A 21,030-nucleotide genomic window follows, 5' to 3' on the forward strand; every position below is an offset into this window, starting at 1 on the left:
AGCGACCGGCCGTGGTGTCCTGCTCGGTCACCCGCCCCCGTGGTGGGCGGTCAGTTCCGGGAGGAGGTGACCGACTGTCCATGCTGTTCGCGGAGCTGGACCATCAGGGCGGTCAGGGTGTCGCTGGACAGCGGGATCTGCTGACCTCGAATCGCCTGGGCGACCACCTTGCGGGTCAGCTTGTCCTCGGCCCTGACCGCTGACCGCGCGATCTCCAGCAATTCCTCGGTATCGGGGTCAGGCCGTCGGTCACCAGTGACCGTGCCACTGACCGGCGGCGCGGTGACCGGGTGGGCAGTGACCGGCGGGAGGCAGACCGAAAGACTCGTAACCGGCTCGGTGCCGACCGGTCGGTCACTGATGTCCGCCTGTCCGGGCAGGTCAGCGCTGGTGGGTTCCACGTCGTGGTGGCCGGTGTACGGGCGGTTGGCGACCGCCGGGTCACCGCCCCCGGCCATTGACCCGGTCGTTGGGCAGTGCTTGTCCAAAGACAGGCGGGAGTGGTCGGGCAGGGCGCTGACCTGACCGGGCTGGGGCTTCGGCTGACCGGCACGGTCAGTGCGAGTGACCGAGATGCGGTCGGCCTGACCGACCTGACCGAGGTCGTCGCGGTCACTTCGGTCACTGTCCTTGGCCGGCCTCCGGGCGATGAGAATGTAGAGGTGAACGGCTCCGGCCAGGGCAAGCGGGGCGACGGTGGACAGGACGGCGACTACGGTGTCCCCGAGCCGCAGCCCGCTGGCCGAAGCGTTCTCCTCGTTGAGCCTGACCGCGTGCAGCGCGTTGGCCCAGATGCTGGCGGCGGTGGCCGTGCCGAAGAGCGTCCAGACGTAGAGCCGGGCGCGCAGAGGCGCGTCGCGCAGTACCAGCAGAGCCCGGATGCCGTAGGCGATGAACCCGTCGATCACCAAAGGGAAGACGTAAGTCAGGAGACCGCGGACGTGGATGGCCACGGCCATCTGCTGGAGGGCGTCGTACGACAGGGCGCATCCCGCGCCGCCCAGCGTAATAACCACCACGCGGTCCCAACCAGTGATGTGCGCCGTCTTCGGCGCTGCTCCGATGTTCACGCCGCCGTCCCGAAGTCGTCGCGGCCCAGGCGCTCGCCGTCGGTCTCGGGAGGCGGGGTGGTCCTCGCGGTCTGCTCCAGGTCTCGGTTGCGCAGGGCGCGGCGGGTCTCGCGGTAGAGCTTCTGGGCGTGCTCCTCGGTGATCTTCAGGAGCCAGGCCAGGCGCTGCACGGTTACCCCATACCGGTAGGCGGCGTGGACGACCGCGCGACGCTCGGCCTTGGTGAGGTGGACGTCCCGCCCGGCCACGGTGGCGTTGACCCGGCTGTAGTCGAGGCGATGGGCGAGCTTCAAGTGCAGGGGCCCACGCTCCTCCTCCGTCATCCCGCCCCGGATGCCGTGGCTCTCGCCGCCTTCCAGCGCGGCGTCCAGGCAGGTGCGGCGGACCGGGCACTGGCCGCACAGCGACTTGGCGGCAGCGATCTTGACGGTCTCGTCGGGCTCGGGGAAGAAGATGTCGGGGTCTACCGGGTTGTACTCGGTGCTCTGGCAGACAGCGTCGTCCTTCCAGGTGTGGTCGCCGAGCGACCGGTGGCGGGCAGGGCGGATCGTCGTGGTGATCATGCGGATGGCTCCGATCGCTCTCCGCGCGCAGGGGCGTCGGCGGAGGGGTGCACTGGGTCGGGAGGTGCATGGGGCGGCGCGCTGAGGGCGCGGCCCGGCGTGGCGGCCTGCGGCAGATCAGGCAGCGGGGTGGCGTCTGCGGTCGACGGGATCGAACTCGACCCGGGTGGTCATCTGCGCGAGCCTGCTGGTGACGCGGTCGCCGAGGTAGGCCCGGAGGTCCTTGATCGCCAGGTTGGTGGTGACCAGAGTCGGGAGCATGTGGTTATACCGGCGGTTGATCAGCCGGTACGTCACTTCCTCGGTCCACTCGGACGTCTTGGCCGCGCCGAGGTCGTCGATGATCAGCAGGGGGCAGCGGCTGACGGTCGCCAGCTCCCGCTCGCTGTCGACCCCGGGCCGGGGGCGCAGGTCGGCGTAGAGGTCGGCGGCGGTGGTCGCCCGCCAGCGCACGCCGACGCCGGTCTGCACCAGTTGGCGGACCGCACCGTACGCCTCGTGGGTTTTGCCCGCGCCGACCACTCCGGCCATCAGCAGGCTGGGGCCGGTGATGACCTGCCGCCTGGCACCCAGGCTGGGGGCGACGGCCTGCTCGGCGACGTCGCGGGCCCAGGCAAGGACCTGCGGGTGGGTGGCGACCGCGCCCTGGTAGCGCGGGGGCATCCCGGCCGACAGGGCGTCCAGCGCGGAGAAGCGCTCGAACTCGCCGTCCAGCGCAGCGATGGCGGCCGGGTCGATGTTGCGGGCGGCCAGGATGCGGGCCATCCGGTCCAGGGTGCCCTCGCTGCCGAGGGTTCGCGGGTCGCGGGCAAGGGTGCGCATTACAGCTCCTCGGCGTAGGCGGCAGTATCGACCGGGTTGGTCCACGCCTGGTGAGCGGGCACGTTAGGCCGGATTCCCGGCCGCGCCAAACCGGCGGAGCGTGCGTTCATCGCCTCGTTGACCATGCTGGTCAGCACGCTCGGGTGCTTGGGATTGGTGGCGAAGTTCTGCAGCCCGGCCCGGATGTGCTCCGGGGCGATCCCCTCGCCCAGCAGCTTCTTGGCGATCCGCCCGAGGTGGCCGATCACGTCGCTGGGCGGGCGCTCGTCGCAGACCGCGATGTACTCGCCGACGAGTTGGTTGGCCGAGACACCAGCTGCGGGCGCTGTGCGCCCCGTAGGGAAGGAAGATCCAGGATCCAAGATCCTAGATCCAGACGCCGAGCCCTCGGAGAGGTTTCGGGGAGGCCTCGGGTAGCCCTCGGGGAATGCCGTCTGACCTGCTGTTTTACCGTTGCCCTGATCAGGGGCCTCGTCGAGTCCAATGAGGGCGTCCTGCTGGGCGGTCGCGGCCTCGTTTGGGGCGGAGGGCAGTGTCGGTGCGGGCGGCGCGGGCAGAGCGAGGTCTTGGGGAGCGTTCGGCGAAGTCTCGGCGAGCCCTCGGGTAGGGGTGGGCGGTGCCTCGATGCGCTTGGTGCAGGCGCCCTTGCAGGGGCCGCACCGGTCCGCCGCGTGGTGCTGCGGACAGGAGGGCAGTCTGGACACGCTGGGCTTGTCGATCTTCTGGTGCTCGGACCAGGTCATGACGTGCAGGTAGCGGCGGCCGTCGCAGCCCGTGTAGCGGCAGACCAGGCCCGCGTTGGCGAGGTGCTGGAGGTCGTCCTCGACGTGGACCGAGGTGTGCTCGGCCCGCAGCGGCCAGAGCAGCCCCGCGATGATCGCGGCGTTGTCCCGGTGGCGGCCGTGGTCGTCGGCCTGAGTGAGGAGGCCGAAGAAAGTCCGCTCGGCCTCGACGCTCACCTCGGCAAGCGACTCGGAGAAGAACGCCTCCGGCTTGATCGTTCGGATCCGGGCCATGTCAGCGGCCCCGACCGGCACCAGTGAGGTCGCTGCGCGTCAGGGTCGCGGCGGCGAGGTCGAAGGTGCGAGCCCGGTTCCAGTCCAGGTCCGGCCAGACCCGCAGGATCCACCGGGCCACCACCCTGTCGGTCGTCCGGTTCAGGTCGATCGTCTCCCCAGCCGCGTCCTTCGCGATGGCGTGCGGGTGAGGCCACGCCTGCTTCGGGTCATTCAGACTGACACGTATGGTGGCCGCCCCGGGGATCATGTCCGCGAGCTGGGCTGCCAGGCGCTGCTGGCGGGCCGTGTCCGGGCAGGCCAGGGTGTCGCTCGGCATGGCGAGCATGGGATACTCCGTTGTTCGTAGGAGTGCGGTGCGGCGTTCTCGTGCAAAAGGCACGCCGCCTGCGAGATGTGAATCGGTGTCCTTCGGGGTGCCGGCCCGGCGCTTGGGAGTTGGTAGCTCCCGGGCGCCGGTCTCGTTCCGCCCCGGCCGCGTGTCAAGATCCGCGTGCCTGCATCACCCCTCCCTCCCCGACCGCGTTCCGGCCAGTGATCCACTTGTGCGGGGACCAGAACCATATGGCGACCCCCGACACAAGTCCAGCATCTTCATACCCACTCCTACCAGGCATGGAACAGTGCACTGGATGAACATGAGGGTCAACGTACACCGCAATGGCGTCCCCGCGTCAACTGCACTGTCGGGATCTGAGATGCTTGGGGGCATGATCACCAGAGGACTGGATAGACTCGCGGTCATGACGAAGGGCTGTAGATGACCGAGAAGAACGAGCGCACCTTCGCGGAGCTGCTCGACTACCTGTTCAAGGAGGTCCACCCGAAGGGCCGGGGCCCGTACACCTACGCGGAGGTGTCGCAGGGCATCAAGGACACCTCCGGGGTGACCATCTCGGCCAGTGCCATCCAGCAGCTCCGCACGGCGTCCAACGGCGGCAACCCGAAGATGCAGACCATCCGGGCACTGGCTGGCTTCTTCGGCGTGAACCCGGGCTACTTCTTCGACGAGGAGGAGGCCGAGCGGCAGCGTGCCGAGATTCAGCTGGTCGCGGCGATGCGCAACCAGGACGTTCGCAGGGTCGCGCTGCGCGCCAACGGGCTCAGCACGTCGAGCTTGCAGATGCTGAACTCCGTGATCGACCAGGCCCGCCGACTCGAAGGCATGCCGGACGATGCGGACGACTCCGGGCTGCTCGACGACGAATGAGCCTCGCCCCGGCCTGAACCGCGGCACGCATCGGTCCGCCCCAGGCCGATCGGATGGTGGCGGCTCCTCAGTCGGCTTCCATCAGCACGATCACCCGGAGCCGATTACTGCGCATCGGGCGCAAGGCAACGATGCGCACGGCGACTTCCCGCCCCCGGTGATACGGAAGCCTGAGCCTGCGCAGGTCACCGTCAGGATGCTCAACCATCTCGCGGCGGTCCCAAATCCTCCGCGCGACTGGGGATCCCGCGAGGATGTCGCGCTCCAGAGTCCGGAGGGCTTCATTGTTCGGATCATGGCCTCGCTCGTAGCGGATCTGCCCCAGGTAGGGGCGGGCCCAGTCCTGCTCCCAGTTCACGAGCTGCTCGCGGGCCTCCGGCCGGAGAAAGGCCCAGCGCATGTGATTGGCCTGGTGAGCAGCCCACGGGAACCACTCCCGCAACGGCTCGTTGTACCCAATCACATTCCATGCGAAGTCCGTCACAAAGGCAGGATCGGGTGCCTGCTTGTCGAGGAACTGCTGGAGCACCTCGTCCATTTCCGCCGCCGCGTCCGCCTCGGGTACGGCAGCGAGGGCCGGCGGATGCCCGACCGCCCTCACGTACAGCGCGTGACGCTCCGCGCGGCTCAGTCGCAACGCGGACGAGATGCGATCGAGGAAGTCCTCGGAGTAGCCGGCCTTCTTCCCCCGCTCCAGCGAGCCGTACCAGCGCTCGCTTACACCAGCCAGCCGGGCCGCGTCATGCTGCGTCAGCCCATTACTCCGTCGACCCGACACGGTCAGGCCTGGAAATGTCCGTGGATCCGCACGGCCCCGCCACGAACGTAGGAGCTCTGGTAGGGACTCGCCATCCGGCTCGTCACTGTCACGCTGCCCGCCCCAGGGATCCATGGGGTGAGATTAGATCGGACGATCAGGTGACATGCGCCACAACACGCCCTGAATGACCATCAAAGGATCATGGAGCGGTCATTCAGCGTAATCGAACATAGCGAATAGTAGATAGTTCAACAAACTGGGCTGCACACCACGATGCCTTGAGGCCACTGGAGTCGTTCGACATGGATCAAGATCGACAATTCGGGCAGCCTTGATCACCCTTCGCCGCCCACTCCGAAATGGGTCACCACCCGTAACCGGAACCACCAGTTCCGGGAAGTGTGACTTCCCCCTACTTCTTGGCATCCTCATGCCATCGCTACCAGCAAGTTGGTGCACAGCCCAGACTGAGGGGGGCCTGCTATGCCGTTGCCCGAAATCGACGAGAGTCGACTGCGCAAATCATGCGAGGCCCAGGTCGATCGCTTGCGTCTCCCGTATCGCTTCAGCACGCGCGAATTGCGCGATGCGATCACCGCGCTCCGCGGAAAGCCGATCATCCTCAAACCCCTGAGCACGCTCGGGGCGATCGACGCTCCGTGCGGTATACGCCTGGAGACAGCGCAGGTCGATCTCCTCTACTACGAGGAGGGCACGTCTGTACACCACCAACGGCACATTCTGACACACGAGCTATGCCACGTGTACTGCGACCATCCGGGAAGCCTGGAGATCGATGCTGAAACGGCGCGTGCACTCGGAGTGAACCCCACGCTGGTGATGCGCATGTCCGGGCGCACGAGCTATTCGACGGCCGACGAACGCGAAGCTGAGATGATGGCGACCGTTATTCGTCAGCGCATCTACCGCGAACGCGAATCCCCTTCTCACCAGCCCGAAAAGGGATCGGATAGCTGGGACGCACTTTTCGCCCAGCCGATTAAGAAAGTTCGGTTCCGCTCACGATGAATGCCATCTTCCTCGGCATGGCCTGCCTGCTCGCAGCGGCTGCCGGCTACTGGATCCTCGGTCGGGGCACACCCCGACCCGCCGGAACGTGGGCCATGGGCGGTCTCCTCGCCTCGTTCGGCCTCGCCTTCGCCTCCTACGCACCGCTGTTCGAGAACGCAGTGGAAGCGGTCGTGCCGCATGTGGCCCGGCTTCTGAGCAACTCCGCCTCTCTGGCGGCTGCCACCTCGGTCCTCGCTATCTCTTTCCAGGTCAACCTGAACCAGGCGGAAGCACGCCGCCGCATCCGTCTGCGTGTCGTCCTCCTCGCCGCATCCGTCTTCGGCATGACCGTGTTGTTCACGTACGAGCAAGTGACGCATCGGTCCCCGCAGGTCTACGCGCTCTACCTGCTCCTCTTCATCTCGTACCTGAGCTTCGCCGTCGTCGATTTCCTGCGGCAGGCCCTTCTCCAGTCGAAGTCGACTCGCAGGAGAAGCGTTCGGATCGGCTTTCGGATGGCGGCGGTGGGCTGTGCCTTCGCCCTTGTCTACGCCGCATACAAGCTCACGGTCCTCTTCTCTCTGGGTCTGGGCTACCAACTCATCCCCGACCACTCGGAGTGTTCCTCGCTCGTCGCCGCTCCCTGCGTCTTCAGCGTGACCTCCCCGGCGCTCGCGGTTCTGCTGATCTGCCTTGGCCTGACGCTGCCTGCTGTGGTCTTCCCGATCACTCAGGCTCGCCGTCACCGCTGGGAGGTGCGGTCCTTCGCCGCGCTCGGTCCCCTCTGGCAGGAGCTGTCGAATGCGATGCCGGAGATCGTCCTGTCAGCAGATGACACCGACAAGGAGGCCGCGGGCGACTCCGATTTCCTCCTTCAGCGGCGGGTAATTGATATCAGCGACGGAATCCTCGCCCTCAGGCCCTACCGTTCCCAGCGCGTGCAGGATGTCGCTCAGCGGACTTCTGGCGGCGGAGCGGAAGGGAGAGCCGCGGTCGTCGAGGCGACAGTCGTCAAGGCTGCGTTGGCCTGCCTGCATGCAGGCCAGTTCCCCAACGAAGTCGCTCCGCCTTCGACGACAGACGCCGCTGCGCGGAAGGACCTCCGTACCGACACCCAGTGGCTCCTCCAGGTAGCCGACGCCTACGCCCACCAGCCGGACGTGCGTGTCGCCGATGGCGGCCAGCCGGAACTGGTTGGAGCCTGATAGCCATGAACGACCCGACCCAGAACCCTCGATTCCATCGCGACCCCTACCCCACCTATGCGGCCATGCGTTCCAAGTGCCCGGTGCAGCAGGTGCCCACCGGCTCAAGTGGGCACAGCAGCTACCTGGTCACCGGCTACGCAGAAGCCCGGCAAGCTCTCGGTGACCCGCGGCTCTCGAAGGACACGGCCGCCTTCTTCGCCGACAAGGGGTCGCGGCGCCGGCTGCACCCTGCTGTCGCGCACAACATGCTGGCCAGCGACCCGCCCCAGCACACGCGGCTGCGCAAGCTGGTGACCAAGGCGTTCACGACCGGCGCTGTCGCCGACCTTCGCCCGTTCATCGCCAAGGTCACCGACGCACTGCTCGACCAGTGGCCTGCCGGAGAGCAGGTCGACCTCGTCGCCAGCCTGGCGGTGCCGCTGCCTGTCATCGTGATCTGCGAGCTGCTCGGAGTGCCAGAGGCTGATCGGCCCGACGTCCAGCGCTGGTCCGGAGAACTGTTCGCAGCCGGGAAACCGGACCTCATCGACACGGCCTCGCACTCCATGGCCGGCTACATGACCGGCCTCATCGCTGCCAAGCGCCTGCGCCCCGGTGACTCGCTCCTCGACCGCCTGATCTCGGCGCGCGACGGGGACGACCACCTCAGCGAGGAAGAACTGGTCTCCCTGGCGGTGCTACTGCTCGTCGCCGGGCACGAGACCACCACCAACTTCCTCGGCAACGCCGTTCTGGCGCTGCTCCAGCACCCAGCCGAGCTGAAGCACCTGCAGCAGAACCCGGATGACGTGCCGGCCTCGCTGGATGAGCTGCTCCGGTTCGATCCCCCGGTCAGCACAGCCACCTTCCGGTTCACCACGACGGCCATCACGCTCGGCGGCACTGAGATTCCGGCCGCAGTCCCGGTGGTGGTTGCCCTTGGAGCCGCCAACCGCGACCCGCAGCGGTTCCCGTCACCGGACCAGCTCAACCTGAGCCGGGACGCCGCTGGTCATCTCAGCTTCGGCCACGGCATCCACCGCTGCGTCGGTGCCCCCCTGGCCAAAGCAGAAGCGGACATCGCCCTGCGGGCGATCCTGACCCGCTTCCCCGGAATCCGGCTCGCCCTACCACCTGATCAACTGGACTGGCGGCGCACCCGCCTTGTGCGCGGCCTGGCATCGCTCCCCGTCCTGACGTAGTCGGCCAGTGCATCGCCGACGAGCCACAGAACGGCCGCCGGAGTCAGCTCCGGTGGCCCCCCTCTGGTGAGTATTGGCTTCGCGGCCACTGCCTCGCTACGCCCGGGATGGTGCCGCGACGGCCAGAGAGCGAGTAATGACTGCTTGGCTGCGATCGAGGCCCGAGGAGAGAGCGGCGGCATGTTCGTCGGACAGGTCGGCGGCTTCCAGGCCGCAGGCTTGGAACAGGGCTCTGGCATCGTTGCGCTGACGGTCCGTGGCGATGCGGGTGAACATACGGTCGGCCAGCGTCTCGCGGGCGGCGTAGCCGTCCCGGGCCCACGTTGTTCGCCGGGCCAGGTCGTCGACGATACTGCGGGCACTGGCGGGTTCGCGGTTGTCGATGGCGTCCAGGACGGTAAGTCCCAGGCGCATGTCGAACACCGTCAGCCCTGGCTGGGCCTCGTGGTTGAGGTAGGTGTTCACCAGGGCGGACAGGGCGGCATCGGAATCCTGCCCTGTGTCGCGGCGGCAGAGTACGGCCAGGCAGCCGGTGACTTCCTGCTCCCACGGATCACCCGGAGTGGTGGTGGTGATGAGGTCCCATGCGCGGGCCGTGTCCCCTTCAGTGAGGGCGGCGACGACGGCGACTTGGCGGCCGTCCAGCATCCGTGAGCCCACGCCTCGGTGCTGCTCGATGTGGGCCAAGGCCTCGCGCCAGCGCCCTGTGCCGGTCAGGGCGCGCGTGCCGTCAGCGAGCAGCACACGCCACAGCCACGCGCGGACCTCCTGCCGGTCGTCTTCCGTTCGGCAGAGGTCGGCTGGCACGGTGATGCCCTCGAAGTCCGCGCTGTCTGCGGTGCCGAAAGCTTCGTGGAGGTCCAGGATTCGCTGGCGGCCGTCGTCGGTGTTGCCGGCGCGGATCTGCAGTCGGGCGAGGTTGACCAGGGGCTCCAGCCCTCGGATGGCGCTGGCGGCCGTCAGCGGCGTGGCTGCCAGGTAGGCGCGGGCGTGTCGGTGGCACATCGACCGGGCGAGGTCAGGCAGGCCGAGGTCGGAGGCCAGGAGCGCCGACTGGTTGAAGACGGTTGAGGCCAGGCCCTGTTCGCCCTGGTGCGCGGCTCGGGCCGCCAGGTCGACCAGCGCCTGTACCCGGTCCGGCAGCGGCAGGCAGGCGGGGCGGAACCGGGCGACGAGCGGAAACCGCAGCGCTGTCTGGCTGAACGGGTCCATGGCTCCCCCTGGAGTTGGCAGTGCGAGTCGGGATCGGTGGAGCCCGCCACCACTGGCGGGCTCCACTCTCATCGACTCGGCGGCGGTGTCAGCGCCAGTCGGCGACGATCCGGTTCAGCGGGGTGTCGATGGCGAACCGGCCGGGCCGCTGCTCGATCGCGGGCGCGTCGAGATCCCGGATCTCGAAGGACGCCTCGCGGTCCCGGTAGTCGCGGTCCCAGGTACGGATCGCCTCGGCCACCTGCGCGGCCAGTTCGTGGCTGCCGGGCCCGTGGCCGATAACGCCGAACTCCCAGAGCTTGCCGCCCTCGGGGGTCTTCTGCTCCAGCAGACGGCGGGCGAGGTAGGTCACGGCGCCCTTGTCGACCGCGGCGGTGGACGACGGGTAGGGGTCGTCGGTGAGCAGCGTGCCCTTGGCTGCGGCCGGGAACAGCATCCGGATCAGCCCGGAGGGCAGGGAGCAGGAGACGAACAGCTCCATCCACTCCGGTGACTCCATGGCCCGCACGGTCATGCCGGTCCACTCCTCGGTGCGCGGTTGGTCCAGCACACCGGCCAGGGCTTCGGCGTCGACCCGTGCTCCGGTGGGGGCCTGGAGGCGCACGGTGCCGTCCGTGCTGAGGGGGATCACGCGGCGGTCGTCGTCGGCGATGCCTCGGCGCAGCGGCATGAAGGTGTTCATCTTGCTGGTGACGCTGGTCCAGCGGCCCTCGTGCTGCTCGTAGGCGATGGAGCGGGACACGCTGCCGGTCAGCCGCTGGGGGACGACGAGCCGTCCGCCGGGGGCGAGTTGGTCGAGCCAGGCGTGCGGGACGCCGTGGGCGCCGACGGTGGCGATGATCCGTTGGTAGGGGGCGCCTTCGGCGTGGCCGAGTGCCCCGTCCCGGGTCAGCGCCTCGACGTTGCTGAACCCGCCAGCGGCCAGGTGGGCGCGGGCCCCCTCCACGAGGTCGTCGTCGACGTCGATCGTGGTGACGTGGCCGCTGTCGCCGACCAGGTAGGCCAGCAGGGCGGCGTTGTAGCCGGTGCCGGCTCCCAGTTCGAGAATGCGTTCGCCGGGTTGGGCATCGAGCTGGTCCAGCATGAGCGCGACGACGCCGGGCTGCGAGGCGCAGGAGATCGAGGTGCCGTCGGTGTCGTACTTGATGTTGACCGGGCTGTCGGCGTACGCCTCTTCGAGGGTGGCGTCGGGCACGAACAGGTGGCGGGGCACGGTGCGCAGCGCCGCCTCGACGGCGCTGTCGCGGGCGTACCCGGACTCGCGAATCTTGTCGACCAGGGTGTTGCGAAAGCGTGCGGCCGCAGCCCCGTTGGGGGCGATGGTGTCGGTAGTCACGGCCCCGACGCTAGTGGTTGCGGATGTGCCCTCAGCGGAGGACGCGGTGGTGTCACTGGATCCCATGACTGCCTCTCGTGCTATGGCGAAAAGGGCGCTTTGGTCACCGGGGAGGAGACCTGCGCGGTTGGCGTGGAAGATCACGTGGTGTGCGATGACGCGGCGCAGGCCGCGCGAGAGCGTGGCCTGCGCCGCGAGGTTGGCCAGCGCCGTCCCGGTCTGCTCGAAGGCGGCCACCCACTCGTATTGACCACCGAGCGGGCCGTCGGGGCCGCACAGGCTGCGGGCGTCGACGGTCATCAGGGTCCGCATGGCCGGTATCAGCTCGGCGCACCGCTCCGGGGTGAGTCCGGGGGCCGGGCGCAGCGCGGCTGCCTTCGCCCACACGTCGCCCTGCTCGAACCAGTCCAGGTTGGCGGCGCGCATCATGGCGCTGATCAGCAAGACGGCGGTCTCCCTGCGGCCCAGGTGCCCGGGGCCGGGCCGGTAGGTGAGGAGGTGTCGGCTGTCCTGGTGGAAGAGGTCGTGGGCGGTGTCCATCGCCTGGGCTCCGCCGAAGGCGATGGACTCAGGTTCGTAGATGCCAGGCAGTGCGGTCTTCACCGTGCCGTCGTAAGTGAGGTCGCTCAGGACTGCCTGGACCAGTGAAGAGGGCTGGGCGGCTCGGTAGCGCAGCGGCCAGGGCGTCTTGTTCATGAACCACCAGCCGTCGATGTGTCCGGCTTCCTCGGCGGCCAGCAGGACGGGCGCGAGCCGTTCGGCGATGACGCGCTTGCTGCTCGCGGGGTCGGTGAAGGTGACGGTGTGCTGGTGCCAGCGTTGCGGGGCCATGGCGCGGGTCCTTCGGTCGGTAGTCAGGCGATGAGCAGGCAGGCGTCCCAGGGGGATATCGGCGGTGTGCCGGTGGCGGGGGTGCGGAGCGCCAGGGCGATGCCCGCGGCGCCGTTGAGAAATCCCGGCCCGGCTTCCGGGTCCTGTGCCAGAGCGGTGGCTACGGCCGAGGGTGCGGTGTCTGGCGGGCACACGGTGCTCAGCAGGGCCGGGATTGCTGCGCGCAGCTGTACGGCGGTCGAGGGGTGGGCGTCGGCGGCGGCCCGGGCCGCGAGATGGGCGAGCCCGGCGAAGCCGTGGCACAGGCCGTCGTCGGTGGTGGCTTTGACTTGGGCGGATTCCGGGAGAAGGGCGGCCACGAGCGCGTTCTCGGCGGTGGCCTGGCGGTTCTTGTCGCCGAGCGCCAGGGCGGCGAGTTGCTGGGCGCGGGCGAGGCCGGCGGTGCCGTAGCACCATGAGGGACGGCGCGGCGCAGACGGGGCGAGGCGTCCGTACCGGAGCTCGGCGCGTGTGATCCAGTACGGCCAGGCAACGCCGGGGCTGTCGTCTTCCTGCCAGTGGTCCAGCCACGCCAGGATCGTTCGTAGCGCCCTGTGGTGGCCGCCTACGGTGTGGCCGTGCCGTAGGGCCAGGGCCAGGAGCGCGAGGACTGCGCCGACGCCGTGTGCCATGCCGTTGTTGCCGTGGCCTCCGGGGTACCGGTCCTCGGGGCGGCCGGTGGGTCCGGAGCTTGTCCACCAGCCGGGCAGGGTCTCGCCGTGGTCGCTGACCGGCTCGGTGAGGCGGACGCAGTAGTGCAGGATGCTGCTTAGGGTGGGGTTGTACGGGTCGCGGTGAAGCAGGTAGGCGCCGTAGCCGGTGAGTCCACGGATCACGTCGAACTCGGCCAAGTGCGGGAGGTGGCCGGCGTCCAGGCGGCGGTGAGCTGTGTCGAGGCGGCGGCGAATGTCGAAGTCGATCTGCGTGTCCAGGCGGTGCAGGGCGCGCTGGTAGGCGTCGGGCTGGTGCTCGGCTGCGCAGGCCAGGGCGTGGGCGAGGGCCGGGGTGCCGTAGAAGGGGTGGCTGTCGGGTCCGCTGGTGACCGGTCCGCTGGTGGCAGCGGCGAGCCAGTCGTGGGCTGGCTGCCATGGGCCCAGGCCGGCGGCCGCTCGCTCGATGTGCAGCAGTGCGATTCCCACCGGCCCGTAGGCCAGCTGCTGCCGGTCCGTCGTGATGGTGCGGGGTCTGACCGGCGCGATGCTGGGGTCGGCCAGCAGGTCGGCGATGGTGTCCGCGACCGTGAGCGCGGGGTGGTGGATCACTGGGTCCCCCGGGACATCCAGGCCAGGGCGACGGCGCGGGTCAGGTACAGGCAGATCGCCTCCTCGGGGAAGTCGACCGCGACGTGCCGCACGAAGTGCACGTGCAGCAGCGAGGACAGGACATCGTCCAGGCGGATGCCCTCGCTGTCGGGGTGGGCGAGATGGGGCCGGTAGGCGGCCAGGGCCGCAGTCCGGTCGGCCCACGCCTCCACCACGGCCTCTCCGCCGGGTGCGCTGCGCAGCGCGGCCCAGTGGTCGCTGGGGTCGGCCAGGCGGACGGTCTCGGTGAACTGCGGGCGCGGTACCGGGGACGGTGCGGCGGCGGGGATGTGGGTGACCAGCCACCGCATCGCGGCCTCGGGACTGCCCAGGAAGGCGGTGGCGATGGCGACGGTGTGGGCGGCCACCAGTGCGCGCTGTACCGGGCGTTGCCGCTGGGCGAGTTGGGTCACGACGGCCCGGGAGTCTGCGCGGAACACCTCCTCGGCGGCGTCCCAGGCAGCCCCGGAGCCCCAGCGGCCCACCTCACGGTAGGAGGTGGGGAAGCGCAGGTCCGACAGCAGGCCAGCGGCACGCAGCTCGTTGGCCCAGGTGCCGATGGTGCGGGCGGCCTTGGCGAAGGCGTCGGCGTCGGCGTCGGCGTCGGGCAGTGCGATGCGCAGCCGCAGGTGGTGCTGGGGGTCGCGGAATCGGATGTACCACCAGGGTGGGCTGCCCAGACGGTCCAGCAGGTCGGGGAGGTGCTGGGCGAGGAGGACGTCCTGTCGGCGCAGGTCGCCGTAGAGGGTGGTCAGCAGCAGCGGGGAGACGCCGGGCGTCTGGGTCTGTGCTGGGGACAGGGTCCGGGCCGGGGTGGGGATCGGCAGTGTCGGCCACGCCGGCGGCCGGGTGGCCTTGAGCGGCACGACGATTTCGTGCGCGCGGCCGTCGCACCAGCCGTAGGCGTCAGCGGCAGGGGCTTCCACCAGGACCGCCGTGCCGCTGCGGTCCAGGTGCTGGCGCAGCAGCGTCCGGTGCGGCCCTTGGTCGAGATCGAGCAGCAGGCGCTGATCGCCTTCGGCCAGGTGGACCCGTCGCGGCATCCGCCGCCTGATGCGCCAGTCCTCAAGGGCCGTGTCCCACTGGGCTTGCAGTCGGTCACGGCCGGGGAGTTCGGCGGCTTCCAGTCGCCACCGGGCCGCAGCGAGCACCGTGCGGCCGTACAGCAGCCGGGGCAGGAACGGCATCGCGTTCGCCGCGCCCCAGTCGAACAAGGTGACCTGCGCGCACTGGGCGCGGGACAACTCGATGAGGAATCGGGCCAGCGGCGGCGTGTGCTCCCGGAGGTTCAGCGCGTTCATCCCCACCGCCTCGACCCGCTGGCCGCGCTCGGGCACGGCCAGGTACATGCGGCGGCCATCGCAGGCCACGGCAAGGCCGGCCGGGGTGAGCACGTTGCTGCTCGCGGTGCGGTGCTCCTGGACGCTGATCACGGTGGGCAGGACCTGAGGGGCACGGGAGACGTGGGCGCTGCTGGGGTGCAGCGGCGGGAAGGACAACTGGGCAGCGATGGTCCCGGTGTCAGCCGTTGGAAGGTCGGCCAGTTCGGCTGCCAGCAGTGCGCAATCCTCGGGGGCCAGCACGCCCAGGAACCGGCCGATGGTGACGCCCGCCCCCCGCGACACGCTCGCCATCTCCAGTCGGAACCGACCGCGCTGCAGGTCTTCGGCGCTGGCGGCGTGCACGCGGACGCCGACTTCGAGGTGCGGCGGCACTCTGGGGCATTCCGGTCCCAGGTCCATCGCCGCGATCAGGTCGTCGGTCAGAAGCACTTCGTCGCAGCCGTCCAAGGCGGCGGCCTGCGCCAGCCGAACCAGGACGTCATCGCGTTGTGAGACGCGAGAGCGGCGGCCGTCACTGGGGGTGCCCGGGTATCCGTCAGGGAAGCCGGTGCCGCTGTCAGCGACGGCGTCCATCAGCGGCACCATCGTGCCGATGCCAAAGGTCTCGTAGAACCGCCGCTGGTACGCCTTCCATGCAGCGGTCCCGTACGGCTGGGCACTGACCCGGGCCAGGACATCGGCAGCCCGCTCGGCCTCGCGAGCGACCCCGTCCGGCAGCTCGATCGCGGCGTCCAAGCGTAAGTCGAGGGCCAGCGGGTGGCGGCGCAGCCCTGGGACCACGGCGCGCATCCGGGCGGCGGCGCCGGCCCGGCCGCCGCGGGAGGCGCAGCCGCGCAGTTCGGCGTGGACGGCGCGCAGATCGCGAACCAGGTCAGCGATCTCAGTGACCGCGTCGGCGTTCACGGCATCCAGCTGGCCCAGCAGGTAGTCCAGGGCGTCGGTCTCGGTGCTCGGCGCGTCCAGGCAGGTGATGAGCACGCGGTGCTGGATCAGCCCCTGCACGAGTCGCTTCGCCCGTTCCCGACCTGCCGCGGGGAAGTCCGCGGTCAGTTTGTCCGCGAGGACCCCCACGCCGATGGGAGCGCGGGCTGCGTCTAGGACGGCCTGCACCGGAGCAGTCAGCGCCATGGATGCTTCAACGGCCCGCCGCCGGTCGCCGCCGGTGTCCGACTTGTACGGCACGACCAGCTGGTCGCCGCGTACCTGCACGGTGTTGTTGACGACCACCGCCAGGCGCTCCAGCAGCTCGGGGCACGACTGCAGCCGCCCCACCACGGCCGTCAGCCACTCCGCACTCGCCCGCCCGATCGCCGTGTGCTCCGCACCCCACCTCGCACCAGCCCGTGGTCCGAACGCGGCCACAGCGACACCGGCGAACAGCCCGAAGGGAGTCGCCCGCTGCTCGGCGCGCAGCACGTAGCGGCCCACCGAGGCAGCGGCGCGGCGCACATCACGGTCTTCCGGGGCATCGGAGGAGCACAAGGAACGCACCTGGGCGGTGAGGTCCGGGCTGGCGTGCTCCAGGGCCTCGGCGAAGTCCTGCCTGGACCAGACGTGCCGAAGCCACGCCAGCCGGGTGCCCATGCCAAGTGGGGAGGGGTCATCGAGATCGGGGACTGGGGGGATTGGGAGTTCCGGCCGGGCGACCGCGCGGACGAGCATGGTCTTGCCGGCGCGGAACGCGGTGCTCGATGCCATCAACCATCTCCTGGTCCAGGTGGGTGGCCGGTGCCGTCGCGCATCGGGGGCGCGGCGGCACCGGCTCGGTTCTATGCGCCTGCGATCAGGCCACGTTGGTGGTGCAGGCGCCGCAGGTCTGGCCGCAGCCGTCGTCGGTCACGCTGACCAGGCCTGCGGCGTCGCCGACCTCGACCAGGGTGACGTCCAGCTCGAAGCTGATCGCGGACGGGTCCGCGGTCACCGGCTGCGCGTGTGTGATGTGCCGGACGTTGCTCATGCCAACTCTCTTTCGTGGGAAGGGAAAGCAGGAATGGTGCACCCGGAACCGCCGTGAGGCGGCCGGACGAGAGGGGCTCACGTCGGCGAGGGCCCTCACGCTCCTCGCCGACGTGAGCTACTTCCGGTGCCGGCCGGGCCCGGGGAGCCCGACGCGGCACCGCCCTGCTGGTGAAGCAGGGCACCTCTGCCGTGAAGCAGAGGAATCGAAGGGCGCTACCGCGCCGTTGCGGCCTCGCGCGCATGACAGGCCGGTGCCTGGGGACACCCGCATGGAGTAGCGAAACCGATCAGGGGCTCCGGGCGGCCGGGCGCCGTGTAGGTCACTGGCGCCTTCACCGCCACCCGCTCCCTCGTCACCTCGCCCGACGCCGAAATCACCGTGTCCAGCCGGTAGAACGAGAATCGGAGAGTCGTCATGGCGGCACGCCCTTGATGTACCCGCCTGCCACCAGCTGGTCCAGCAGTTCATGGCAGCACCAGCCCGCCTGCCTCAGGCCGAGGGCTGTGCCGGTGTCCGGCTGCTCCGTCACGGCGCGGGCCCGTCGGACGAGGACCGCGACGTATTCGACCTTCCTGCACGCGCCCGATGCCACGGCGATGCCCACCAGCTGCGGCAGCGCACTACGAAGCCGGTGAAGCAATCGGGCGACCTCGCTCGTGGCAGGCGTCACCTCGCCCAGGGCTACGGCGATGTCATCGAGGAGGGCGTCCGCATCGAACGGTGTCCATGACCGCAGGCGATCGAGCATGCTCTGGAGGACCGGGGCCTCCAGCGGGGGCCTCCAAGGGGCGGCCTGCACCGTCACTGACTTCCCTCCACGTCTCCTTGGACCGGGCGCTGCACACTCACCACGGCCCAGACGGTCTTGCCGCCCTCGGGGTGCTTCTCGACGCACCACTCATCCGCCAGGGCATCAACCAGGAGCAGGCCCCGACCTCCGTCATCGTCGGAATCGGGTGTTCTCCTGACAGGAACGGCGTCGGATGAATCGCGGACGGCCACTCGGACGCCGACGGCATCCCGGAGCAGTACCACGATGATCAAATCCGTCTGGGTGTGCCGGACGACGTTGGTGACCAGCTCCGACAGGAGCAGTTCGACCACATCGACCGCCTGCCGGGCGTCGAACTCATCCGAGGAGAGCATCGAGGCCGCGAATCTGCGGACCAGGCCAACTGCCTCAGGGCTACTGGGGAACCGCGTCTCGGCGGTGACGGGCTTGGTGGCGATGGTCACGGATACCTCCCTCCCCTGGCGTGGATCTTGGATCTGACGACCAGCCGCCTGGCGAAGGAGGTGATCGGGTCAGGCCAGAGTCCACCGGATACAGAGGACATCGCCATCCCATCTCTCCGGTCATCTCGACACGATCGGATGGCCGAAAGGGACACCTGAGGAGACATCACCTGTCCGTCGTCATTCGCCACTTGTGCAAGACCATCTCGATGCCCTTCCCTGGTACCGAAGCTGTTCCGACAGCACCAGCGGGAAGGAGCTCCATGGGTGACGACACGCTGCTGAAGCGCCTCGTGGACGAGCTCGACTGGAAGTGGGCCACCGCCGACCTGGAGTACCAGAAGGCCAGCAAAGTGGTCACTGGCCAGCAGCTCACCATCGCCGAGAAGACGTGGCGTCGATGGATTCACGGCCAGATCGTCGGCATGCCGAACAGCGACGCCTGCCGGATTCTGGAGCACATGTTCGGGTATCCGGCCCACCAGCTCCTGCGGCCCGCTCCCGCCGGCCCGCTACCTGTCCCACCCGGGGCCCAACAGCTCGCCCCGGACTTGAAGATCGAGATGGAAATGTGCGCGCAAGAAGCTCAGCAGGGTGCCAACGACGCCTCATCGGCGATCAACGACAGCAGCATTGACCAGGTCCGGGCCGACATCGACGACCTTGGCCGCCATTACAACAGCACGGCGCCGTACACCGTGTTCCAGAAGGCGCGCGAGCTGCGCGAGACCCTGGAACTGTGGCGCGAACGCACCCAGGTTCCCGTTCAACTCCAAGACATCACCGTGCAGCTGGGCAAGACCTGCATGCTGCTCTCACAAACGGCGTTCGACCTGGGCTTCCTCGACCAGGCCGCGCAAATGGCCCGCACCGCAAGGGTGTACGGCGAGGCCTCGCGGTTCTCCCCCCTCCTCGCCTTCGCGGACGGCTCCCTCGGCACGATCGCCTACTTCCAGCAGCGCCCCCAGGAGGCCGTGCGACACATCCAACGGGCGCAGACGCATCCGGGGGTCGGAGATGTCGGCCGCCGCCGGCTCTACGCGATCGAGGCGCGGGCATTCGCCCATCTGCGGGACAGCGACGGGTCACGGCGCGCTGTGGAGCAGTCCCTGGTGGTCGACACCGGGACGGTCGACGATCTCCACCAGCCAGTCGGTGAGTTCGGGTTCCCGGAGGCCCGGCTCAACATGTCGCACGCGACGAGCATGCTGCTGCTCCGCGACCCCGTCCAGGCAGAGCGATTCGCCCAGCAGTCCCTCAACCTGGTGTCCGCAATGCCGGCCGGGGAGCAGTCTGCTCCGGTGCGCGGCGGTGCCGCAGCCGACTTGGCCATGGCGCGGCTGATCGCCGGTGACCTCGACGGGGCCGCCGCGGCGATCCGCACCTTGCTGGAGGTCGTGACCGAGCAGCGCGTCACTGGCCTGCTCAACCGCACCCACCACGTTCGGCGGGCACTCACCGCCCCCCAGTTCCAGGGCTCCCAGCTGGCAACCGAACTCGGCGAGCAACTGGAGGAATTCACTCGCCGGTCGGCGCCGCGTCAACTCGGCGCGTCACCAGGCCTGCTGGCCATCGGCGGCTAACCGCTCAGCTCGGCGAGCAACTGCTGCTCGCGGGCCGGGGCGATCCCGTGCTCTGCGGCACGCGGGTGCGGAACGGCCTGGCCGCCGCCGTGCAGCCACGCCCAGGTGTCGGCGATCGTCTCCTCCAGGGGCCGGGGTGAGAACCCTGCCGCTACTGCCCGCGAGGGGTCCACCGACCACACGCCGCTGTGCGTGCGCCACAGCGGCAGTTCCGTCCACTGCTTCACTCCGTGGCGGATCAGGTCCGCGCTGTCTGCCCATACGGGATAGCCGGACCCGCCTGTGACGTCCAGGCATGTGCCGATGAAGCCGGCCCAGGTGATGCCGTCCGGGTGGGCCACGTTGTAAGGGCCGTGCGCGCCGGCTGCGGCCAGATCGAGGGTAACCTTGGCGACGTCCCTGACGTCCACGGGCTGCATGCGCAGCTCCGGCGGCGCGGGAGCCAGGATCGGGCCACCGCGCGCGGCGCGGTGAAGCCACCAGGGAAGCCTACCGACGTACTCTCCCGGGCCGAGGATCACTCCAGGCCGCATGATCAGCGCGCGGTCCCCGAAGGCGTTCAGGACGGCGTTCTCCGCCCCTGCCTTCTGAAAGCCGTACTGCGTGGGGCTGCCGTCCGTCCCGGTGAAGCCAAAGGACTCGTCGGCGTCGGCAGGCGCCACCAGCACCTCCGAGTCCTCCGTCAGCGGCTCGTGCGGCCACCCCTTGTACACGGACACTGTGGAGACGTGCGCCCACCGTGCGACGGTCGTCTCCAGCACCTCGACGGCCATCAGCACATCACGGGGTGGCAGCTCCGAACTACTGGTGTCAACAACCAGGTCCCATGGGCCAGCCTTCGCCAGCCGGGCCAGATCCTGCCGCACCGTCCGGTCTCCCCGTACGGTCTCCACTCCCGGCACATCTCCACCCGACAGGCCCCGACTGAACGTCGTCACCTGCCAGCCACGGGCCAGGGCGGACTCCGCCACAGCCCTCCCGAGAAACCATCCACCACCCAGCAGCAGCAATCGCATGGACCTGATCTTCCCCTGCCGTTCTGCAACGGGCCAGCACCGCAGCTCAGAGCACGTCGGACGGACCGTACCTCAGTGGGATTGTGGTCGGTGACCGAGGCCGCGGTGACCATCACGGCCAGCGGCAGCCCCAAGGGCGTCCACCCCCAGGGCTGAGGCGGGGATGTCGACCAGGACACCACCCCGTCCACCGGCGTCGACACGCTCGTGGGCCTTGGCGATCTCGGCGAGCGGTGCCGCCCTCCTCGCCCAAGTCCCTCTGCAGCGAGATGGCCAAGGTCCTGGACCGACGGGTCGCCGAGTTCCGCAACCGCCCCCTGGACGGCAGCCCC

General features: G+C 69.4%; 19 protein-coding genes. 5 read left to right on the top strand and 14 right to left on the bottom strand.

What is annotated here, in order from left to right:
- Window positions 1-50: 50 nt before the first annotated feature.
- From ABH941_RS34905 to ABH941_RS34925, 5 genes are all read right to left on the bottom strand, one after another.
- Window positions 51-1,070, bottom strand: coding sequence for a DUF2637 domain-containing protein (locus tag ABH941_RS34905; protein WP_370133962.1), 1,020 nt, complete (start codon window positions 1,068-1,070; stop codon window positions 51-53).
- A complete protein-coding gene (locus ABH941_RS34910; protein ID WP_370133965.1) occupies window positions 1,067-1,633 on the bottom strand; it encodes a WhiB family transcriptional regulator in 567 nt (188 codons plus the stop codon). Before ABH941_RS34910 ends, ABH941_RS34905 begins: the two co-directional genes overlap by 4 nt.
- A gap of 117 nt (window positions 1,634-1,750) precedes the next feature.
- Window positions 1,751-2,455 carry an ATP-binding protein gene (locus ABH941_RS34915; RefSeq protein WP_370133968.1) on the bottom strand — a complete coding sequence of 235 codons (705 nt, stop codon included), beginning with the start codon at window positions 2,453-2,455 and terminating at the stop codon, window positions 1,751-1,753.
- The gene (locus ABH941_RS34920) at window positions 2,455-3,471 is read right to left on the bottom strand and encodes a hypothetical protein (RefSeq protein ID WP_370133971.1); all 1,017 of its coding nucleotides are present in this window, start codon (window positions 3,469-3,471) and stop codon (window positions 2,455-2,457) included. The genes ABH941_RS34915 and ABH941_RS34920 overlap by 1 nt, the downstream gene beginning before the upstream one ends.
- A 1-nt stretch (window position 3,472) precedes the next feature.
- A complete protein-coding gene (locus ABH941_RS34925; RefSeq protein ID WP_370133974.1) occupies window positions 3,473-3,799 on the bottom strand; it encodes a transcriptional regulator in 327 nt (108 codons plus the stop codon).
- A 432-nt stretch (window positions 3,800-4,231) separates the two neighbouring features.
- Between ABH941_RS34925 and ABH941_RS34930 the strand changes: the two genes are divergently transcribed.
- Window positions 4,232-4,681, top strand: coding sequence for a Secondary metabolite protein (locus ABH941_RS34930; RefSeq protein WP_370133977.1), 450 nt, complete (start codon window positions 4,232-4,234; stop codon window positions 4,679-4,681).
- 67 nt (window positions 4,682-4,748) lie between these two features.
- Here the strand turns inward: ABH941_RS34930 and ABH941_RS34935 are convergent, their stop codons facing one another.
- Window positions 4,749-5,573, bottom strand: coding sequence for a helix-turn-helix domain-containing protein (locus ABH941_RS34935; RefSeq protein WP_370133981.1), 825 nt, complete (start codon window positions 5,571-5,573; stop codon window positions 4,749-4,751).
- Between the two features lie 351 nt (window positions 5,574-5,924).
- Between ABH941_RS34935 and ABH941_RS34940 the strand changes: the two genes are divergently transcribed.
- From ABH941_RS34940 to ABH941_RS34950, 3 genes are read left to right on the top strand one after another with little or no spacing between them, the layout of a single operon-like run.
- Entirely contained in the window at window positions 5,925-6,470 is a 546-nt protein-coding gene (locus ABH941_RS34940) for a regulator component (protein WP_370133984.1), read from the top strand.
- A complete protein-coding gene (locus ABH941_RS34945; RefSeq protein ID WP_370133987.1) occupies window positions 6,467-7,657 on the top strand; it encodes an MAB_1171c family putative transporter in 1,191 nt (396 codons plus the stop codon). Before ABH941_RS34940 ends, ABH941_RS34945 begins: the two co-directional genes overlap by 4 nt.
- 5 nt (window positions 7,658-7,662) lie before the next feature.
- A complete protein-coding gene (locus ABH941_RS34950) occupies window positions 7,663-8,841 on the top strand; it encodes a cytochrome P450 (protein WP_370133989.1) in 1,179 nt (392 codons plus the stop codon).
- A gap of 96 nt (window positions 8,842-8,937) precedes the next feature.
- Here ABH941_RS34950 and ABH941_RS34955 read toward each other — a convergent pair whose 3' ends face one another.
- The 7 genes from ABH941_RS34955 to ABH941_RS34985 form a co-directional block, all read right to left on the bottom strand.
- Entirely contained in the window at window positions 8,938-10,053 is a 1,116-nt protein-coding gene (locus ABH941_RS34955) for a hypothetical protein (protein WP_370133991.1), read from the bottom strand.
- 88 nt (window positions 10,054-10,141) lie between these two features.
- On the bottom strand, window positions 10,142-12,220 hold the full coding sequence (gene fxlM, locus ABH941_RS34960; protein ID WP_370133995.1) for a methyltransferase, FxLD system: 2,079 nt from the start codon (window positions 12,218-12,220) through the stop codon (window positions 10,142-10,144).
- A gap of 23 nt (window positions 12,221-12,243) precedes the next feature.
- Entirely contained in the window at window positions 12,244-13,521 is a 1,278-nt protein-coding gene (locus ABH941_RS34965) for a lanthionine synthetase C family protein (protein ID WP_370133997.1), read from the bottom strand.
- A complete protein-coding gene (locus ABH941_RS34970) occupies window positions 13,518-16,487 on the bottom strand; it encodes a lantibiotic dehydratase (RefSeq protein WP_370134061.1) in 2,970 nt (989 codons plus the stop codon). Before ABH941_RS34970 ends, ABH941_RS34965 begins: the two co-directional genes overlap by 4 nt.
- 199 nt (window positions 16,488-16,686) lie before the next feature.
- On the bottom strand, window positions 16,687-16,860 hold the full coding sequence (locus ABH941_RS34975; RefSeq protein WP_370133999.1) for an FxLD family lanthipeptide: 174 nt from the start codon (window positions 16,858-16,860) through the stop codon (window positions 16,687-16,689).
- 415 nt (window positions 16,861-17,275) lie between these two features.
- Window positions 17,276-17,611: a DUF6415 family natural product biosynthesis protein gene (locus ABH941_RS34980; protein ID WP_370134002.1), complete on the bottom strand. Its 336-nt coding sequence runs from the start codon at window positions 17,609-17,611 to the stop codon at window positions 17,276-17,278.
- Between the two features lie 53 nt (window positions 17,612-17,664).
- Window positions 17,665-18,099, bottom strand: a complete 435-nt coding sequence (locus ABH941_RS34985; protein ID WP_370134005.1) for an ATP-binding protein — start codon at window positions 18,097-18,099, stop codon at window positions 17,665-17,667.
- Between the two features lie 263 nt (window positions 18,100-18,362).
- Between ABH941_RS34985 and ABH941_RS34990 the strand changes: the two genes are divergently transcribed.
- Window positions 18,363-19,682, top strand: coding sequence for a DNA-binding protein (locus ABH941_RS34990; RefSeq protein ID WP_370134007.1), 1,320 nt, complete (start codon window positions 18,363-18,365; stop codon window positions 19,680-19,682).
- Here the strand turns inward: ABH941_RS34990 and ABH941_RS34995 are convergent.
- Entirely contained in the window at window positions 19,679-20,698 is a 1,020-nt protein-coding gene (locus ABH941_RS34995; RefSeq protein ID WP_370134010.1) for an NAD-dependent epimerase/dehydratase family protein, read from the bottom strand. The genes ABH941_RS34990 and ABH941_RS34995 overlap by 4 nt on opposite strands.
- Window positions 20,699-21,030 lie beyond the last annotated feature (332 nt).

The sequence above is a fragment of the Streptacidiphilus sp. EB103A genome, from assembly GCF_041261405.1.
Lineage (GTDB): Bacteria > Actinomycetota > Actinomycetes > Streptomycetales > Streptomycetaceae > Streptacidiphilus.